At 68.6% G+C, this 18761-nt stretch carries 18 protein-coding genes; 15 read left to right on the top strand and 3 right to left on the bottom strand.

Features of this window, described 5'->3' with window-relative positions:
- The first annotated feature begins 224 nt into the window (after nucleotides 1-224).
- The 7 genes from MMF98_RS16145 (at nucleotide 225) to MMF98_RS16115 (ending at nucleotide 9107) form a co-directional block, all read left to right on the top strand.
- A complete protein-coding gene (locus tag MMF98_RS16145) occupies nucleotides 225-2171 on the top strand; it encodes an AMP-dependent synthetase/ligase (protein WP_243307677.1) in 1947 nt (648 codons plus the stop codon).
- A complete protein-coding gene (locus MMF98_RS16140; RefSeq protein ID WP_243307676.1) occupies nucleotides 2168-2950 on the top strand; it encodes an ABC transporter ATP-binding protein in 783 nt (260 codons plus the stop codon). The genes MMF98_RS16145 and MMF98_RS16140 overlap by 4 nt, the downstream gene beginning before the upstream one ends.
- Nucleotides 2951-3082: 132 nt before the next feature.
- The gene (locus MMF98_RS16135) at nucleotides 3083-4012 is read left to right on the top strand and encodes a branched-chain amino acid ABC transporter permease (RefSeq protein WP_243307675.1); all 930 of its coding nucleotides are present in this window, start codon (nucleotides 3083-3085) and stop codon (nucleotides 4010-4012) included.
- 128 nt (nucleotides 4013-4140) lie between these two features.
- Complete coding sequence (locus MMF98_RS16130; RefSeq protein WP_243307674.1) at nucleotides 4141-5205, top strand: branched-chain amino acid ABC transporter permease; 1065 nt, start codon at nucleotides 4141-4143, stop codon at nucleotides 5203-5205.
- A gap of 209 nt (nucleotides 5206-5414) precedes the next feature.
- Complete coding sequence (locus MMF98_RS16125) at nucleotides 5415-6737, top strand: ABC transporter substrate-binding protein (protein WP_243307673.1); 1323 nt, start codon at nucleotides 5415-5417, stop codon at nucleotides 6735-6737.
- Between the two features lie 126 nt (nucleotides 6738-6863).
- On the top strand, nucleotides 6864-7679 hold the full coding sequence (locus MMF98_RS16120; protein ID WP_243307672.1) for an ABC transporter ATP-binding protein: 816 nt from the start codon (nucleotides 6864-6866) through the stop codon (nucleotides 7677-7679).
- 171 nt (nucleotides 7680-7850) lie between these two features.
- Complete coding sequence (locus MMF98_RS16115) at nucleotides 7851-9107, top strand: phenylacetate--CoA ligase family protein (RefSeq protein ID WP_243307670.1); 1257 nt, start codon at nucleotides 7851-7853, stop codon at nucleotides 9105-9107.
- 50 nt (nucleotides 9108-9157) lie between these two features.
- Here the strand turns inward: MMF98_RS16115 and MMF98_RS16110 are convergent, their stop codons facing one another.
- Nucleotides 9158-9721: a rhodanese-like domain-containing protein gene (locus MMF98_RS16110; RefSeq protein ID WP_243307668.1), complete on the bottom strand. Its 564-nt coding sequence runs from the start codon at nucleotides 9719-9721 to the stop codon at nucleotides 9158-9160.
- Nucleotides 9722-9972: 251 nt separating this feature from the next.
- On the opposite strand from MMF98_RS16110, the gene MMF98_RS16105 reads away from it, so the two are divergent.
- The 7 genes from MMF98_RS16105 to MMF98_RS16075 all read left to right on the top strand — a co-directional run bounded on the left by MMF98_RS16105 (nucleotide 9973) and on the right by MMF98_RS16075 (nucleotide 16451).
- Nucleotides 9973-10947, top strand: a complete 975-nt coding sequence (locus MMF98_RS16105) for a tripartite tricarboxylate transporter substrate-binding protein (protein ID WP_243307667.1) — start codon at nucleotides 9973-9975, stop codon at nucleotides 10945-10947.
- Between the two features lie 177 nt (nucleotides 10948-11124).
- Nucleotides 11125-12117, top strand: a complete 993-nt coding sequence (locus MMF98_RS16100) for a thiamine pyrophosphate-dependent dehydrogenase E1 component subunit alpha (RefSeq protein WP_243308643.1) — start codon at nucleotides 11125-11127, stop codon at nucleotides 12115-12117.
- Nucleotides 12108-13100 (top strand): alpha-ketoacid dehydrogenase subunit beta, encoded by a 993-nt coding sequence (locus MMF98_RS16095; RefSeq protein WP_243307666.1) that lies wholly within the window; start codon nucleotides 12108-12110, stop codon nucleotides 13098-13100. The genes MMF98_RS16100 and MMF98_RS16095 overlap by 10 nt, the downstream gene beginning before the upstream one ends.
- Nucleotides 13097-13600 (top strand): TRAP transporter small permease, encoded by a 504-nt coding sequence (locus MMF98_RS16090; protein ID WP_243307665.1) that lies wholly within the window; start codon nucleotides 13097-13099, stop codon nucleotides 13598-13600. Before MMF98_RS16095 ends, MMF98_RS16090 begins: the two co-directional genes overlap by 4 nt.
- Nucleotides 13597-14895: a TRAP transporter large permease gene (locus tag MMF98_RS16085; RefSeq protein WP_243307664.1), complete on the top strand. Its 1299-nt coding sequence runs from the start codon at nucleotides 13597-13599 to the stop codon at nucleotides 14893-14895. The genes MMF98_RS16090 and MMF98_RS16085 overlap by 4 nt, the downstream gene beginning before the upstream one ends.
- A gap of 21 nt (nucleotides 14896-14916) precedes the next feature.
- Nucleotides 14917-15945 (top strand): TRAP transporter substrate-binding protein DctP, encoded by a 1029-nt coding sequence (gene dctP, locus MMF98_RS16080; RefSeq protein WP_243307663.1) that lies wholly within the window; start codon nucleotides 14917-14919, stop codon nucleotides 15943-15945.
- Between the two features lie 53 nt (nucleotides 15946-15998).
- Nucleotides 15999-16451: a MarR family winged helix-turn-helix transcriptional regulator gene (locus tag MMF98_RS16075; protein WP_243307662.1), complete on the top strand. Its 453-nt coding sequence runs from the start codon at nucleotides 15999-16001 to the stop codon at nucleotides 16449-16451.
- 11 nt (nucleotides 16452-16462) lie between these two features.
- Here MMF98_RS16075 and MMF98_RS16070 read toward each other — a convergent pair whose 3' ends face one another.
- On the bottom strand, nucleotides 16463-17230 hold the full coding sequence (locus MMF98_RS16070) for a cupin domain-containing protein (RefSeq protein WP_243307661.1): 768 nt from the start codon (nucleotides 17228-17230) through the stop codon (nucleotides 16463-16465).
- Between the two features lie 237 nt (nucleotides 17231-17467).
- On the opposite strand from MMF98_RS16070, the gene MMF98_RS16065 reads away from it, so the two are divergent.
- Entirely contained in the window at nucleotides 17468-18424 is a 957-nt protein-coding gene (locus MMF98_RS16065) for a Bug family tripartite tricarboxylate transporter substrate binding protein (protein WP_243308642.1), read from the top strand.
- A gap of 8 nt (nucleotides 18425-18432) precedes the next feature.
- On the opposite strand, the gene MMF98_RS16060 is transcribed toward MMF98_RS16065, so the two are convergent.
- Entirely contained in the window at nucleotides 18433-18759 is a 327-nt protein-coding gene (locus tag MMF98_RS16060) for a DUF1840 domain-containing protein (protein ID WP_243307660.1), read from the bottom strand.
- Nucleotides 18760-18761: the final 2 nt, after the last annotated feature.

The raw sequence follows: 18761 nt of genomic DNA, 5'->3' as shown, positions 1-18761 counted from the left end.
CGCTTCGTGGCGCGCCCCCGGGTCGGGCGCGGCGGCCGGTTCATCCCCTGATCCGCGCCGGCCGTATGCGGGGACACCCCAGTAGGACATTCCCTTGGATTGTCGTCGTAAAGACAAAAAGACGTCAAAGTCTTCTCTACGATTCCTCTCAATCAGTGGCCCCAGCGCCGGGCGGGCACCCCTCGAACGCCCGCCGGACAGGCTCTACGACCAAAGGAACCGGGATGCAGACCACCTTCCCCCGACTGTTGCTGAAACATGCGGCCGAACGCCCGCAGGCGCCGGCCATGCGCGAGAAGGAATACGGCATCTGGCAGGCCCATAGCTGGTCCGCCATGGCGGTGCTGGTGGAGCAGATGGCCTGCGGCCTGCACCAGGCCGGCCTGCGGCGCGGCGAGCACCTGGTGGTGATCGGCGCCAACCGCCCCCGGCTCTACGCCACCTTGCTGGCCGCGCAGTCGCTGGGCGCCATTCCCGTGCCGCTGTACCAGGACGCCGTGGCGGCCGAATGCGTGTTCCCGATCAACAACGCCGAGGTGCGCTTCGCCGTGGTGGAAGACCAGGAGCAGGTCGACAAGATGCTGGAGATCCGCGAGCAGTGCCCGCAACTCGCCTGCCTCTACTATGACGACCCGCGCGGCCTGCGCAACTACAGCGAGCCCGGCCTCGCCGCGCTGGACACGCTGCTGGCAGAAGGCCAGGCGCTGGCCGCCGCCGACCCCGGCTTCTTCCAGGCCGCCGTGGAGCGCACCCAGCCGGGCGACGTGGCCGCGATGTTCTTCACCTCGGGCACCACCGGCAACCCCAAGGGCGTGGTGCACACCCACGGCACCCTGCTCGACCGCGCCCAGGCCGGCGCCGACTTCGACCGGCTCACCAGCGCCGAGGAAGTGCTGGCCTACCTGCCGCCGGCCTGGGTCGGCCAGAACATCTTCAGCTATGCCCAGTGGCTGTGCTGCGGCTACGTGGTGAACTGCCCCGAGAGCAGCAGCACGGTGACGATCGACCTCAAGGAAGTGGGCCCGACCTACTACTTCGCGCCGCCGCGCGTGTTCGAAGGCCTGCTCACCAGCGTGATGATCCGCATGGAAGACGCGGGCGCCCTCAAGCGCCGCATGTTCCATGCCTTCATGGACGTGGCCCGCCGCGTCGGCCCGGCGCGCATGGACGGCCGCGCGACCGGCTGGGCCGACACGCTGCTGTACGCCCTGGGCAACCTGTGCGTGTACGGCCCGCTGCGCAACACCCTGGGCCTGAGCCGGGTGCGCGTGGCCTACACCGCGGGCGAGGCCATCGGGCCCGACCTGTTCGCGTTCTACCGCTCCATCGGCATCAACCTCAAGCAGCTCTACGGCTCCACCGAGACGGCGGTGTTCGTGTGCCTGCAGCCCGACAACCAGGTGCGCGCCGACACGGTGGGCATCCCGATCAACGGCGTCGAGATCAAGGTGGCCGAGAGCGGCGAGATCCTGGTCCGTTCGGCCGGGTTGCTCAAGGAGTACTACAAGAACCCGGCCGCCACCGCCGAGGTGCTGACGGCCGACGGCTGGTACCACACCAGCGACGCAGGCTTCCTCGATGCCAGCGGCCACCTCAAGATCATCGACCGCGTCAAGGACGTGGGCCGCATCAAGGGCGGCGCCAACGACGGCGCGATGTTCGCGCCCAAGTATGTGGAGAACAAGCTCAAGTTCTTCCCCCACATCAAGGAGGCCGTGGCCTACGGCGACGGCCGCGAGCAGGTGTGCGTGATGCTCAACATCGACTTCGATGCCGTGGGCAACTGGGCCGAGCGACGCAACCTGCCCTACGCCGGCTACACCGACCTGGCGCAAAAGCCCGAGGTCTACGAGCTGATGCGCGAATGCGTGGAGAAGATCAACGCCGACCTCGCGGCCGACGCGCTGCTGGCGGGCTCGCAGGTGAGCCGCTTCCTGGTGCTGCACAAGGAGCTGGACGCCGACGACGGCGAGCTCACGCGCACCAACAAGGTCCGCCGCGGCTACATCGCCGACAAGTACGGCGTGCTGATCGACGCGCTGTATGGCGGCCGCACCGAGCAGTACATCGAAACCCAGGTCAAGTTCGAGGACGGGCGCAGCGGCAGCGTGAACGCGACCCTGAAGATCGTCGACACGAAAACCTTCGCCCCGGTGAAAGCGGCAGCATGAGCAAGAAGATCGGCGACGTCATCCTCGACGTGCAGAACATCTCCCTGGGCTTCGGCGGCGTGAAGGCGCTGACCGACATCTCGTTCAACGTGCGCGAGCACGAGATACGCGCCATCATCGGCCCCAACGGCGCGGGCAAGAGCTCGATGCTCAACTGCATCAACGGCGTCTACCAGCCGCAGCAGGGCAGCATCAGCTTTCGCGGCCAGACCTTCCGCCACATGAACTCGCGCCAGGTGGCCGAGATGGGCGTGGCGCGCACCTTCCAGAACCTGGCGCTGTTCAAGGGCATGAGCGTGCTCGACAACATCATGACCGGGCGCAACCTCAAGATCAAAAGCAACCTGCTGCTGCAGGCGCTGCGCATCGGCCCGGCGGAGCAGGAGGAAATTCGCCAGCGCGAGTTCGTCGAACGCATCATCGACTTCCTCGAAATCCAGGCCTACCGCAAGACCCCGGTGGGCCAGTTGCCCTACGGCCTGCAAAAGCGCGTGGACCTGGGCCGCGCGCTGGCGATGGAGCCGCAGGTGCTGCTGCTGGACGAGCCGATGGCCGGCATGAACGTGGAAGAGAAGCAGGACATGTGCCGCTTCGTGCTCGACGTGAACGACGAGTTCGGCACCACGGTCGTGCTGATCGAGCACGACATGGGCGTGGTGATGGACATCTCCGACCGCGTGGTGGTGCTCGACTACGGCAAGAAGATCGGCGACGGCACGCCCGACGAAGTGCGCAGCAACCCGGATGTGATCCGCGCTTATCTAGGCACAGGACATTGACATGAAACGAACCACAAACACCTGTATTGCACGAATCCAGCCCGGTGGCCGCCGAGGAGCTGGCTTCGCCGGGCCGCTGGCGGCGCCCCCTGGGGCGCAGCGCCGCAGACGCTTCGGGGAGGGGCACTGACCATGGGATTCTTTCTTGAGACATTGTTCGGCGGCCTGATGGCCGGCATGCTGTATTCGCTGATCGCGCTGGGCTTCGTGCTGATCTACAAGGCCTCGGGCGTGTTCAACTTCGCGCAGGGCGCGATGGTGCTGTTCGCGGCGCTGGCGATGGCGCGCTTCTCGGAGTGGTTCCCGCGCTGGCTCGGCTTCGAGAGCCAGGTGCTGGCCAACGTGCTGGCCTTCGCCGCAGCGATGGTGGTCATGGTCATCGTGGCCTGGCTGATCGAGCGGCTGTGCCTGTCCAAGCTGGTGAACCAGGAGGGCATCACGCTGCTGATGGCCACGCTGGGCATCAGCTACTTCCTCGACGGCCTGGGCCAGACGCTGTTCGGCAACGACATCTACAAGATCGACGTGGGCATGCCCAAGGAGCCGGTCATGATCCTGCAGGACACCTTCCAGGGCGGGCTGCTGATCAACAAAGAAGACCTGATCGCCGCGCTGCTGGCGGCGGCCCTGGTCGTGCTGCTGGCCCTGTTCTTCCAGAAGACCGTGACGGGCCGGGCGCTGCGCGCCGTGGCCGACGACCACCAGGCCGCGCAGTCGATCGGCATTCCGCTCAACCGCATCTGGGTCATCGTGTGGTCGGTGGCGGGCTTCGCGGCGCTGGTCGCCGGCATCATCTGGGGCTCCAAGCTCGGCGTGCAGTTCTCGCTCTCGCTGGTGGCGCTGAAGGCGCTGCCGGTGGTGATCCTGGGCGGCCTGACCTCGGTGCCCGGCGCCATCATCGGCGGGCTGATCATCGGCGTGGGCGAGAAGCTCTCCGAGATCTACATCGGCCCGATGCTGGGCGGCGGCATCGAGATCTGGTTCGCCTATGTGCTGGCGCTGGGCTTCCTGGTCGTCAGGCCCCAGGGCCTGTTCGGCGAAAAAATAATTGACAGGGTTTAAGCCATGCCTATCGACTACAACGGATTGAGCGCGGGATGCCGTGGAACCGGCTTCGCCGGGCCACTGGCATCGCCCCCTGCAAGGGGGTTGGCGAAGCGACACGAAGTGCGCGAAGACTGGGGGTGTGCATGATTTACCGCGAAAACGGCCAGTTCAAGACCAGCTACCGCGCCGACCAGCAGATCTTCCCGATCCGCCAGGACCGCTTCTTCATGGCGGCCCTGCTGCTGGTGGCGTTCGTCGCCGTGCCGATGCTGGCGTCCGAGTACCTGTGCCGCGCCATCCTGATCCCGTTCCTGATCCTGTCGCTGGCGGCGCTGGGCCTCAACATCCTGGTCGGCTACTGCGGCCAGATCTCGCTGGGCACCGGCGCCTTCATGGCGGTGGGCGCCTACGCTTCCTACAACTTCATGGCGCGCATCGATGGCATGCCGCTGATTGCCGCGCTGCTGCTCGGCGGCCTGTGCGCCACCGCGGTGGGCGTGCTGTTCGGCCTACCTTCGCTGCGCATCAAGGGCCTGTACCTGGCCATGGCCACACTGGCGGCCCAGTTCTTCGCCGACTGGGCGTTCCTGCGCATTCCCTGGTTCACCAACAACTCGACCTCCGGCTCGGTCAGCGTGGCCGGGTTGCAGGTGTTCGGCATCCCGATCGAATCGCCGGTGCAGAAGTACCTGTTCTGCCTGTGCTTCGTCTGCGTCTTCGCGCTGCTGGCCAAGAACCTGGTGCGCAGCGCCATCGGCCGCGAATGGATGGCCATGCGCGACATGGACGTGGCCGCCGCCGTGATCGGCATCCGCCCGATCTACGCCAAGCTCACGGCCTTCGCGGTCAGCTCCTTCATCGTCGGCGTGGCGGGCGCGCTCTGGGGCTTCATCCACCTGGGCGCCTGGGAGCCCGCGGCCTTCAACATCGACCGCTCGTTCCAGCTGCTGTTCATGGTGATCATCGGCGGCCTGGGCTCCATCATGGGCGCCTTCTTCGGCGCCGCCTTCATCGTGATCCTGCCGCTGCTGCTGGACCAGGTGCCGTACTGGTTCGGCATCCCGCTGTCCACCGCGCTGGCTTCGCACCTGACCTTCATGATCTTCGGCGCGCTGATCGTGTTCTTCCTCGTGGTCGAGCCCCACGGCCTGGCCAAGCTCTGGAGCACGGCCAAGCAGAAGCTGCGTTTGTGGCCGTTCCCGCATTAGCCATGGCACACCCCCAGGCTCCGCTGCGCTGCGCCTCCCCCCTTGCAGGGGGCGATGCCTATGGCCCGGCGAAGCCGGTTCCATGGCATCCCTGGCGGAGCACCTGCGGACCGGCGGGGCCGGGTCCGCGGTGTTTCTGGCCTCAGGTACTTGCCATCCGACCCCTGTTCCTTTTTTCGTGTCAGTCCATTTCAACCAAGGAGACAACCATGAAACTTGCTATGCAACTCGCCGCCGCGGCATTCGCCCTGGCCGCCGCCGTGGCGTCCGCGCCGCCGGCGCTGGCCCAGGCCAAGGAGCAGTTCTTTCCGCTGCTGGTCTACCGCACCGGCCCCTACGCGCCCAACGGCACGCCCTGGGCCAACGCCAAGCAGGATTACATCAAGCTCATCAACGCGCGCGGCGGCATCAACGGCGTGAAGATCACCTATGAGGAATGCGAGACCGGCTACGCCACCGACAAGGGCGTGGAGTGCTATGAACGCCTGAAGGGCAAGGGCGCCACGGTGTTCGACCCGCAGGCCACCGGCATCACCTTCGCGCTGACCGACAAGGCCCCGGCCGACAAGATTCCGCTGATCACGCTGGGCTATGGCCTGGCGGCCTCGCAGGACGGCGGCGTGTTCAAGTGGAACTTCCCGCTGCTGGGCTCCTACTGGACCGCCGCCGACATGCTGATCCAGCACATCGGCGCCAAGGAAGGCGGCATGGACAAGCTCAAGGGCAAGAAGATCGCGCTGGTCTACCACGACAGCCCGTTCGGCAAGGAGCCGATCCCGCTGCTGCAGGAGCGCGCCAAGATGCACGGCTTCGAGCTGTCGCTGATTCCCGTGACCGCGCCCGGCGTGGAGCAGAAGTCGGCCTGGCTGCAGGTGCGCCAGCAGCGCCCCGACTACGTGCTGCTGTGGGGCTGGGGCGTGATGAACTCGACCGCGCTCAAGGAGGCCGTGGCCACCGGCTACCCGCGCGAGAAGATGTACGGCGTGTGGTGGTCGGGCGCCGAGCCCGACGTGAAGGACGTGGGCGCCAACGCCAAGGGCTACAACGCGCTGACCATCCAGTACGGCGCCGGCCAGCCCAAGGTGGTGCAGGACATCCTCAAGGAAGTGCACGACAAGGGCCAGGGCACCGGCCCGCGCGAGGAAGTGGGCACCGTGCTCTACAACCGCGGCCTGATCATCCAGATGCTGTCGGTCGAGGCCGTCAAGCGCGCGCAGGAGCGCTTCGGCAAGGGCAAGGTCATGACCGGCGAGCAGGTGCGCTGGGGCTTCGAGAACCTCGCGCTCGACCAGAAGAAGCTCGATGCGCTGGGCTTCGCCGGCGTGATGCGCCCGGTCAGCACCTCGTGCCAGGACCACATGGGCTCGACCTGGGCCCGCGTGCACACCTGGGACGGCAGCAAGTGGGTGTTCTCGTCGGACTGGCTGCAGGCCGATGATCAGATCCTGAAGCCCATGGTGCGGGCCGCGGCCGACAAGTACGCCGGCGAAAAGAAGATCACGCGCCGCACCCCGCAGGACTGCCAGTCCTGAGCCCACCCCCGAGGCGCCTGCGGCGCCTCCCCCTCAAGGGGGCGACACCAGCGGCCCGGCAAAGCCGGTTCCGCGGTGTCTCTGGCCTGGGGGGTGCACCCCACCTCTGTTCCGCCCGACCGCATCATGAGTGAAGCACCTAGCAACATCCTTCTCAACGTCAACGGCATCGAAGTCATCTACAACCACGTGATCCTGGTGCTCAAGGGCGTGTCGCTGCAGGTGCCCCAGGGCGCCATCGTGGCCATCCTGGGTGGCAACGGCGCGGGCAAGACGACCACGCTGCGCGCCATCTCCAACCTGCTGCAGGGCGAGCGCGGCGCGGTCACCAAGGGCTCGATCGAGCTGCGCGGCGAGCGCATCGAGAACCTCTCGCCGGCCGACCTGGTGCACCGCGGCGTGGTGCAGGTGATGGAGGGCCGCCACTGCTTCGCCCACCTCACGATCGAGGAAAACCTGCTGACCGGCGCCTACACGCGCAAGAGCAAAGCCGAGATCGCAGCCAACCTCGAGAAGGTCTACACCTACTTCCCGCGCCTGAAGACGCGGCGCGGCTCGCAGGCCGCCTACACCTCGGGCGGCGAGCAGCAGATGTGCGCGATCGGCCGCGCGCTGATGGCCAACCCGAGCATGGTGCTGCTGGACGAGCCCTCGATGGGCCTGGCGCCGCAGATCGTCGAGGAGGTCTTCAACATCGTGCAGGACCTCAACCAGAAGGAAAAAGTGACGTTCCTGCTGGCCGAACAGAACACCCACATGGCGCTGCGCTACGCCCACTACGGCTACATCATGGAAAGCGGCCGCATCGTGATGGACGGCGCCGCCGCCGATCTGGCCAGCAACGAGGACGTGAAGGAGTTCTACCTCGGCGTGGGAGGCGGTGAACGCAAGTCGTTCAAGGACGTGAAGAGCTACAAGCGCCGCAAGCGCTGGCTCGCATGAGCCCCCCCGTGGCGCCCCCACGGCGTGTGGGCCGCCTCCCCCCTCCAGGGGGCGACACCTGCGGCCCGGCCAAGCCGGTTCCGCGGTGCCCCCCGAACGGGCTTCGCTTCGCGCGCCACGCGCGGGAATGGGCGCGGCCCCTTTCTTGCCCCACCAACAAAGGCATCGGTCATGACCGACCACTACGACACCCTTGAAACCCGCGCTCCGGCCGAGCGCGAGGCCGCGCTGATGGCGGCGCTGCCGGCGCAGATCGCCCATGCCCAGGCCCGCTCAGCGGCCTTCGCCGAACTGCTGCGCGGCGTGCCAGCCCCGTCGATCGGCTCGCGCGCCGCGCTGGCGCAGCTGCCGGTCACGCGCAAGCACGAGTTGCTGGAGCGCCAGAAGGCCGCGCGCGCCGTTGGCGGCGGCAGCGTGTTCGGCGGCTTTGCGGCCATCGCGCCCGGGCCGCGGATGCCGCGCGTGTTCGCCAGCCCCGGCACCATCTACGAGCCCGAGGGCACGGCCAGTGACTACTGGCGCGTGGCGCGCGCCATGTTCGCCGCGGGCTTCCGGCCCGGCGAGCTGGTGCACAACTGCTTCAGCTACCACTTCGTGCCCGCGGGCTCGATGATGGAGACCGGTGCCCACGCGCTGGGCTGCACCGTGTTCGCCGGCGGCACCGGCCAGACCGAGCAGCAGGTGCAGGCCATGGCCGAGCTGCGGCCCGCAGGCTACGCCGGCACGCCTAGCTTTCTCAAGATCATCGTGGACAAGGCGGCCGAGATGGGCGTGGCCCTGCCCAGCGTGAGCAAGGCGCTGGTCTCGGGCGAGGCCTTTCCGCCTTCGCTGCGCGACTGGCTGGCCGCGCGCGGCATCGCGGGCTACCAGTGCTACGCCACGGCCGACCTCGGCCTGATCGCCTACGAAACCACGGCCCGCGAAGGCCTGGTGCTCGACGAAGGCGTGATCGTGGAGATCGTGCGCCCCGGCACCGGCGACCCGGTGCCCGAGGGCGAGGTGGGCGAGCTGGTGGTGACCACGCTGAACCCCGACTACCCGCTGATCCGCTTCGGCACCGGCGACCTGTCGGCCGTGCTGCCGGGCACCTGCCCCAGCGGCCGCACCAACACCCGCATCAAGGGCTGGATGGGCCGCGCCGACCAGACCACCAAGATCCGCGGCATGTTCGTGCACCCGGGCCAGGTGGCCGACGTCGTGCGGCGCTTTCCCGAGGTGCTGAAGGCGCGGCTGGTGGTCAGCGGCGAGATGGCCAACGACCGCATGACGCTCAAGGTGGAAGCCGCCAGCCTGCCGCAGGGCCTGGCGCAGAAGATCGGCGAGGCGATCCGCGACGTGACCAAGCTGCGCGCCGACGTGGAACCGGTGGCCCCGGGCAGCCTGCCGAACGACGGCAAGGTGATCGAGGACGCGCGCAGCTACGAGTAGCGGCCTCGCGCCGGCGTCAAGTCGCTATCAAATCGATAGCAAACAATGGCCTACAGACCTGGACCTTCGCCCGCATGGGCTTGGGCCAGGGTGGTGGCAGGCGCCACATCGCGCACCGAGGCGCCCGCCATGCGCAGGGCGCCTTGCGCGCCGGGCTGCAGCGGCACCAGGTATTGCGGCAGCGGCGGCAGGCGGGCCGCCACGGTGCTGACGGGGCGCCCCGTCAGCGTCCACTCGTGAAGGCCGCCCACCAGCCAGGCCACGCGCCCGGTGGCGTAGCCGGCCAGCAAGGCCTGCAGGCGCTGCGCCTGTGCGTCGCCGGCATGGCCCACGATCACCACTTCGCGCGACAGGTCGATGCCCTGGCTGGACACCAGCTGCTGCAGCTGCGCGCGCTCGCCGGCCTGCGCGGCCTCGGCCGGCACCGAAATGGCGCCGGGCACGTGGCCGGCCTGGTAGTCGGCCTGCGGGCGGACATCCACCATCACCGCGCCGCGCGCCAGCGCCTGGGCGGCGGCCTCGGCCGAAACCACCGACGACAGCGGCGTGCCAGCCTGCGCCAGGCACAGGGCGCTGGCACCAGCCAGCCAGGCAACAACAAGAATGCGCTTCATCACGGGCTCCAGGGGATCGAGTCCGCCACTCTAGGCAGCGCGCCGCGCAGCGTCCAATACATATAAGCCATGTGCAAATAAGCAGGCCGTATAAGGCGCGCGCCCGCAGCTTCGGCGTATCACGCCGCACTGGGCTGTAACTTGTTGAATATCAAGGGATTTCCCGGGTATTCCTAAGTAGTTCCCGGGGGGCGAAGGCCACAAATTGGCGGCTACGATCCGACCACTCATCCAAGGAGCAAGGAGTACTTATGAAGAAACTGCTGACCCTCGCACTGGTGGCCGCCGCCTTCGGCGCCCAAGCTGCCGACTTTCCCGCCAAGGACAGGCCCATCACCATCGTGGTGCCCTTTGCTGCCGGCGGCCCGACCGACCGTGTGGCACGCGACCTGGCCGAAGCCATGCGCAAGCCCCTGGGCGCCAACGTCGTGATCGACAACTCCGCTGGCGCCGGCAGCTCGATCGGCGCCAACAAGGTGGCCAAGGCCTCGCCCGACGGCTACACGCTGCTGGTCAACCACATCGCCATGTCCACCATGCCCGGCCTGGTGCGCAACCTGCCGTTCAAGGTCGAGAGCGACTTCGAGTACCTGGGCATGATCAATGACGTGCCCATGACGCTGATCGGCAAGCCCGGCCTGCCCGCCAGCAACTACAAGGAGCTCACCGCCTGGATCGCCCAGAACAAGGGCAAGATCAACCTGGGCAACGCGGGCGTGGGCTCGGCCTCGCACCTGTGCGGCCTGCTCTACCAGAGCGCGATCCAGACCGAAATGACCACGGTCCCCTACAAGGGCACGGCGCCGGCCATGACCGACCTGATCGGCGGCCAGATCGACCTGATGTGCGACCAGACCACCAACACCACCAGCCAGATCGAAGCCAAGAAGGTCAAGGCCTTCGCGGTAACGACGTCCAAGCGCCTGACCACCCCGGCGCTGAAGGACCTGCCCACGCTGGACGAGACCGGTGTGAAGAACTTCCAGGTCACGATCTGGCACGGCCTGTACGCCCCCAAGGGCACGCCGCCCGAGGTGCTCAAGAAGCTCAACGACGCGCTCAAGGCCGCACTGAAGGACCCCGAATTCATCAAGAAGGAAGAGGGTCTGGGCGCCGTGGTCGTGAACGACAAGCGCACCGAGCCGGCTGAACACAAGAAATTCGTGGCCGCCGAGATCGCCAAGTGGAGCCCGATCATCAAGGCAGCCGGCGTCTACGCCGACTGAGCCCCACCCGCGCTTGCGCACAGCCGCCACGGCCTTCGGGCCTGGCGGCTTTTTCTTTGGGCGCGACCCGGGTTAACCCCCAAGCCCCAGTTGGTAACGTTCGTTACCATTTGGCCGCGGCATCCGCCCTCGCGGGTGCATGGGGCTTGCGTGGACGTGGCGACTGAACTCCAGGTGATGACCGGGCTGTACCGCATGATGGTGCGCATCCGGGCCTTCGAGAACGCGGCCGAGGCGGCCAGCCAGGGCGGCGTCAGCGCCTATGGCAAGGCGGCCGACGGCACGGCGCGGGTGCGCGGGCCGCTGCACCTGTCCACCGGCCAGGAGGCCGTCCCCGCCGGGGCCTGCGCGCACCTGCGGCGCGAAGACTATCTCACCTCCACCCACCGTGGCCACGGCCACACGCTGGCCAAGGGCGCCGACCTCGGCCGCATGATGGGCGAGCTGTTCGGCCGCGCCACGGGCTTCAACGGCGGCAAAGGCGGCTCGATGCACATCGCCGACTTTTCGGTCGGCATGCTGGGCGCCAACGGCGTGGTGGCCGCGGGACTGCCGATCGCGGTGGGCGCCGCCCACGCGCAGAAGCTGCAGGGGCGCGATGCCATCACCGTCTGCTTCTTCGGCGACGGCGCGATCAACCGGGGCCCGTTCCTCGAAGCACTCAACTGGGCCGGCGCCTACCGGCTGCCCGTGCTGTTCGTCTGCGAGGACAACCGCTGGAGCGCCACCACGGCCAGCGGCCCGATGACATCGGGCCCGGGCGCCTCGGCGCGTGCGCACAGCCTGGGCCTGCCCACCCTGCAGGTGGACGGCAACGACGTGCAGGCGGTGCATGAGGCCGCCGGCCGGCTGGTGGCCGAGGTCCGCGGCGGGGCCGGGCCCCGCCTGCTGCAGGCCCTGACCTACCGCGTCAAGGGCCATGTGTCGGTGGACCTGGCCGGCTACCGCGATCCGGCCGAACTGCAGGCCGCGCTGCAGACCGACCCGATCGCCCGCGCGCGCCGGCGCTGCCTGGCGCTGGAGCCCGATGAGCGGGTGTGGAATGCCATCGACGCGCAAGCCGAACAGGAAGTCGCGGCGGCGCTGGCCGCGGCCGAGGCGGCGCCCTGGCCTACGGCGGACCAGGCCTTCACCGATGTCCAGACCACCGGAGCCGGCCAATGGCATTGAAACCTTCCCCGGCTGGCGACACCGCGCTGCGCACGCTGAGCTATGCGCAAGCCGCCGCGCTCGCGGTGCAGCGCGAGATGGAGGCCGACACCCACGTGGTGGTGCTCGGCGAGGATGTCGGCCGCGGCGGCATCTTCGGCCAGTACCAGGGGCTGCAGCAGCGCTTCGGCGCGCAGCGCGTGATCGACACCCCGATCAGCGAGGCCGCCATCATGGGCGCCGGCGTTGGCATGGCGCTGGCCGGCCTGCGCCCGGTGGTGGAGATGCGGGTGGTCGATTTCGCGCTGTGCGGCCTGGACGAGCTGGTGAACCAGGCCGCCAAGAACCGCTTCATGTTCGGCGGCCAGGGCCGCGTGCCGCTGGTGGCCCGCCTGCCCATCGGCATCTGGGACTCGTCGGCGGCGCAGCATTCGCAGTCGCTGGAGGCCTGGTTCGCCCACCTGCCGGGCCTCACGGTGGTCTGCCCGTCCACCGCGCAGGACAACCATTCGCTGCTGCGCGCCGCGCTGCAGTGCGGCGACCCCGTGGTCTACATGGAACACAAGACGCTGTGGGGCCAGCCGGGCGAGGTCGATGAATCGCTGGCCGTGCCGCTGGGCCGGGCCGCGGTGCGGCGCGAAGGCGGCGACCTCACGCTGGTGAGCTGGAGCCGGCAGGCCCTGGTCTGCGAGGAGGCCTGCGCGCAGCTCGCGCGCCAGGGCATCCACGCCGGGCTGATCGACCTGCGCACGCTCTGGCCCTGGGACCGCGAGACGGTGCTTGGCGCCTGCGCGCGCAGCGGCCGGCTGCTGGTGGTGCACGAGGCGGTGCAGGCCGCGGGCTTCGGCGCCGAGATCGCGGCCAGCGCGGCCGAAGCCACCGGCTGCCGGGTCCGGCGCCTGGGCGCGCCGCGCATCCCGGTGGGCTACGCGCCGGTGCTGGAGGCGCAGTCGCGGGTATCGGCCGACCAGATCGTGGCAACGGCCCGGGAGATGCTGGCATGACGCGCCACAAACCACGGCTCGGCGTGCAGATCGAGGAATGCATCGCCGTCGCCAGCCTGGCGCTGCTGGTGGTGATCACCCTGCTCAACGTGATCACGCGCTACTTCACCGACGACTCCTTCGCCTGGACCGAGGAGATCTCGGTGTTCCTGATGGTGCTGATGGCGCTGGCCGGCGCCAGTGCCGTCGCCGGGCGCGACAGCCACATCCGCATCGAGTTCCTGTTCAACCGGCGCACGGCCGAGGGCACCGAGGTGCCGCGGCGCGGCCTGAAGCTGTTCGCCGCGCTGGCCTCGAGCGCGGTGTTCCTGCTGCTGGCGGCGCTGTTCGCGCGCTGGGTCTGGGACCAGTACCAGTTCAGCGAAACCTCGATGGGCCTGGGCGTGCCGCTGTGGTGGTACGGCGCGGTGATTCCGCCGCTGTGCCTGGCGATCTCGGCGCGCGCCTTCGGCGCCTTCGTGCGCACGCTTCGCGCGGCCGACGCTGGAGGCGACGCATGATCGCCGCCTTCCTGCTGCTGTCGTTCCTGGTGCTGATGCTCATGGGCGTGCCCATCGCCATGGGTCTGGCACTGAGCGGCCTGGTGTCGATTGCCTGGGCCAACGCCGATGCCCAGTGGTTCGGCCTGCTCGCGGGGCCGCAGAACATGTACTCGTCGATCGGCAAGTACCCGCTACTGGCGCTGCCGATGTTCGTGCTGGTGGGCTCGATCTTCGACCGCTCGGGCGTGGCCCAGCGCATGGTGACCTTCGCAATCGCCTGCGTCGGCCGCGGCCCGGGCATGCTGCCCACGGTGGCGATCCTGGTGGCGATGGTGCTGGGCGGCATCAGCGGCTCGGGCCCGGCCAATGCCGCGGCGGTGGGCGGCGTGATGATTGCCGCGATGTCGCGCGCCGGCTACCCGGCCCCGTTCTCGGCCACGGTGGTGGGCGCGGCCGCGGCCACCGACATCCTGATTCCGCCGAGCATCGCCTTCATCGTCTACAGCGTGCTGGTGCCGGGCGCCTCGGTGCCGGCGCTGTTCGCCGCCGGCATGATCCCGGGCGTGATGGCCGGCATCGCGCTGATCGCGCCGGCCATCTGGCTGTCGCGCCGCCATGGCTTCGGCGCCGCCGAGGCCACCCTGGCGCGCCCGCCGTTCTGGGCCTCGCTGCGCGACGCGTCCTGGGGCCTGGCCGCGCCCTTCCTGATCCTGGGCGGCATGCGGCTGGGCTGGTTCACCCCGACCGAGGCCGCGGTGGCGGCCGTGGCCTACGGCCTGTTCGTGGGCCTGGTGGTGCATCGCAGCATCGGCTGGCGCGACCTCTACCCGATCTTCCGCGAGGCGGCGGAAATCTCGGCCGTGATCATGCTGATCCTGGGCGCCGCCGGCATCTTCAGCTATGCCATCAACACCCTGGGCGTGGCCGATCCGATCGCGCAGTGGGTCAAGGCCGCGGGCCTGGGCAGCCGGGGCACGCTGGCGCTGGTGCTGCTGGCCCTGCTGGTGGTGAGCATGTTCATCGACGGGGTGTCGATCTTCATGATCTTCGTGCCGCTGCTGTACCCGGTGGCCCTGGCCTTCCAGTGGGACCTGGTGTGGTTCGGCGTGCTGCTCACCCTGGTGGTGGCCAAGGCGCAGTTCACGCCGCCCATGGCGATCAACCTGATGGTGAGCTGCCGCATGGCCGGTGTCGGCATGGAAAGCACCATCCCCTGGGTGCTGTGGTTCATCGTGAGCTTCCTCGTGATGATCATGGCCGTGTTCTTCTACCCCGAGCTCGCGCTGTGGTTGCCGCGCCACCTGGGCTACTGATTTTTGCGAAGGAGACTCAAGATGAAAAGGCGTTCCCTGATCCAGCTGGCCACCGCGTCCGTGGCCTCCGTCGCGCTGCCGCGCTACGCATTCGCGCAGAATGCCTACAAGGCGGAGTACAAGATGAGCACCGTCGTGCCGCCGGCCTTCGCCTGGGGCAAGGGCGGCGAGATCTTCGCCAACCTGGTGCGCGAGCGCACCAGCGGCCGCATCAACATCAAGCAGTACCCGGGCGCCTCGCTGGTGCAGGGCCAGCAGGACCGCGAGTTCTCGGCCATGCGCCAGGGCATCATCGACGTGCTGTGCGGCGCGCCCATCAACTGGAGCGGCACGGTGCGCGAACTCTCGGCGTTCACGCTGCCCTTCCTGCTGCCCGACCACAAGGCCTATGACGCGGTGATCAACAACGCGCCGCTGATGGCCGAGTACTTCAGCATGGTGCGCAAGGCCGGCGCCGAGCCACTGGCCGTGGGCGAGACCGGCTACCGCCAGATCAGCAACAGCAAGCACCCGATCATCAAACCCGACGACCTCAAGGGCATCAAGGTGCGGGTGGTCGGCAGCCCGATGTACGGCGAGATCATGAGCAGCATGGGCGGCAACCCCACCTTCATGAGCTGGGCCGACGCCCAGCCGGCCCTGGCCTCGGGCGCGGTGGACGCGCAGGAGAACCCGCTGGAGGTGTTCCTCGCGGCCAAGGTCAACACCCTGGGCCAGAAGTACGTGACCAAGTGGAACTACAGCAACGACATCCTGCTGTACGCGATCGCTGCCCCGGTGTGGGCCGGCTGGACGCCGGCCGACCAGAAAATCGTGCGCGAGGCCGCGCAGGACGCGGCAAAGCAGCAGATCGCCATCGTGCGCAAGCTGTTCGCCGACGACGTGCAGGCCGTGAGCGCGCTGGGCGTGAACGTGCACGTGCCGACGCCGCCCGAGATCGAAGCCTGGCAGACGGCGACCCGCCGCACCTACGCGCGCTGGAAGGCGCAGATCCAGCCGGCCTTCATCGGCAAGATCGAGCAGATCGTGGCTGCCAGCCGCAAGGCCTGAGAGACCGCGAGGTTTTCGGCGCGCGGGCGCCAAGGCCCGCTTACAGTCGAGCCATGCCCACCGAGCAACTTCCTGTCGATTCCTCGCTGTTCTTCAAGCTGGTGCGCGTGGTCAACCTGACCGCGCGGCCGTTCCACGCGGGCGTGAGCAAGCAGCACCATCTGTCGCTCAACGAATGGCGGGTGATGGTGGTGCTGGCCTCGCACCCGGGCGTGTCGGCCACCGAGGTGGCCGACATCACCGGGCTGGACAAGATGTCGGTAAGCCGCACGCTGGCCGGACTGCACCGCCACGAGCGGCTGCAGCGGCAGGACGACCCCGCCGACCAGCGGCGCAGCCGCCTCTACCTGAGCCCGCAGGGCAAGCGCCTGTTCGCGCGGATCGGCACCCAGGCCAAGGTGCGCGAGGCCGAGCTGTTCGCCGGCGTCAGCGCCGCCGAGCTCGAGCGCATGAACGTGACGCTGGACAAGCTGATCGCCGCCGTGCAGCAGTCCGACCCGGCCTGAGCGCTCTCTCGCTAGAAACCGAAGAGGTTGCCCGCGCCGCGCTCGCGGCCCTCGGCCCAGCCCAGCAGCAGCGCGCCGAAGGGCGAGGCCATCTCCACCCGGGCGCCAGGCTCGCAGACCACGAAGCAGTTGGCATGCGCGGCCTGGCCGTTCACCTGCAGCAGGCCGCCGCGCACCCAGAACTCGGTCAGGTGAGGCGTCTCGAAGGCCAGCGCGCATTCCGGACGCAGCGTGAGCTGAACCATGCGCCGGTCGGTGCCGGTGCCCGCGTAGTCGAACACCCTCTGCCGACGCACGCCGAAGATACCGGTCTCCTGGATCGGCATCTCGTCCACCGGCACGTTGATCTCCGGCGGCACGTCGGGGTCGGGGTTGCGGAAGGCCTCATGGCGCGAACCCGCGTGCACGCCGCTGATGTCGCTGGACGGCGGGTAGGTGACCGGCCCTTCGAGCCGGGACACCAGCACCGTGGGCCGGTAGGCAATGGCGTCGTGGGTCGATCCTTTCACGTTGATGCCGGCCTCGTGCAGGCCGATGGCGCCGTGGTGATCGGTGAGGCCGCCCTCGATCACGAAGCTGGTGGCCACGCCCTGGTGCTGGTGCAGGCCGCTGCGCACGAAGGCGTCGAAGCGCACCAGGCCGAGGAAGTGGCCGAGCGCGTCGTCGTGGCGCACCGGCTTGAGCCACAGGCCCGCATTGGCCGTGGCCTGCCAGGGCTGGCGGTTCATGTCGAACACATGGGTCCGGCCATCCGGCGAGAGGGTATAGAGAGCATCCATGGCAGCACCTCGGTGGCGCCCGCGCGCGGGGCGTTTCGGCCCATATAGTAACGAACGTTACTAATCGGAGGCCTGGGGTTATCCCGCCCACGCCGGTAGCCGGATTGCATTACAACGGAGGACATGGCGGGCGCCGCTGCGCGCCCGCCAGCCCGCCTTTGGCAAGGAGACATCCCCGTGACGCTGGATTTCAGGAAAAAACGCCGCCTGGCCCTTGCCGTGTGCGCAACGGCAGCCATGAACTTTGCAGCGCCCCAGGCCTGGGCCCAGGCCGCCTGGCCCACCAAGCCGGTGCGCATCGTGGTGCCGTTCGCGGCCGGCGGCACCACCGACATCCTGGCGCGCGCCATGGCGCCCGAACTGTCCAAGGCCTTCGGCCAGCAATTCATCGTGGACAACCGCGCCGGCGCGGGCGGCAACATCGGCACCGAGGTGGTGGCCAAGTCGCCCGGCGACGGCTACACCCTGCTCATGGGCACGGTGGGCACGCACGGCATCAACCGTGCGCTGTACGACAAGCTGCCCTACGACCCGATCAAGGACTTCGTGCCCGTCACGCTGGTGGCCGCCGTGCCCAACGTGATGGAGATGAATGCCGACAAGGCCAAGGCCATGGGCATCCACAACGTGGCTGATTTCATCCAGTACGCCAAGGCCCACCCCGGCAAGCTCAACATGGCCTCCAGCGGCAATGGCACCTCGATCCACCTGGCCGGCGAGCTGTTCAAGACCATGACCGGCACCTACCTCGTGCACTTTCCCTACCGCGGCTCCGGCCCGGCGCTGCTCGACATGGTGGCGGGCAACATGGACGTGATGTTCGACAACCTGCCCTCGTCGATGCAGCAGATCAAGTCCGGCCGGCTCAAGGCGCTGGCCGTGACCAGCGCGCAGCGCTCGGCGGCGCTGCCCGACGTGCCCACGGTGGAGGAAGCCGGCGGCCCGGCGCTCAAGGGTTTCGAGGCCAGTTCCTGGTTCGGCCTGCTGGCGCCGGCCGGCACCCCGCCCGAGATCGTGAGCCGCATCCAGCACGAGGTGGCCAGGTCGCTGGGCACGCCGGCCATGAAGGAAAAGCTGCTGGCCCAGGGCGCCATTCCCAGCGGCAACACGCCGCAGGAGTTTGCCCGGCTGATCGACAGCGAGCACCGGAAATGGGCCCAGGTGGTCAAGGCCTCCGGGGCCCGGGTGGATTAAGGCCTGCCCTACACCCCCCAGACGACTTCCCGGCCCTCGGCCTGGCACACGCGCAGCATGTCGATGAACGGCATGGCGCGCTGGCGCAGCGAGATGCTGTCGGTGGGCGCATGGCCCTCGGCCGCGGCGTTCGGGTCGGGCGGGGGCGGATGCTTCTTGGCCGCCTCTTCCTTGGCGATGGCGGCCTCCAGCGCCGCGATCGCGGGGCCCATCTGCTCGGGCAGGATGATGCCCTGGGGCCCGCCGTCCTTGCCGATGATGTCCAGCACGCGCCGCCCGTTGGCTTCGAGCATGATGAGGTCGCCTGCCACCTTGGATTTGAATTTGTACAACATCG

Source organism: Variovorax terrae, assembly GCF_022809125.1.
GTDB lineage: Bacteria > Pseudomonadota > Gammaproteobacteria > Burkholderiales > Burkholderiaceae_C > Variovorax_A > Variovorax_A terrae.
The sequence above is the reverse complement of the archived record's forward strand: the minus strand, read 5'-3'. Positions and strand labels throughout refer to the sequence as shown.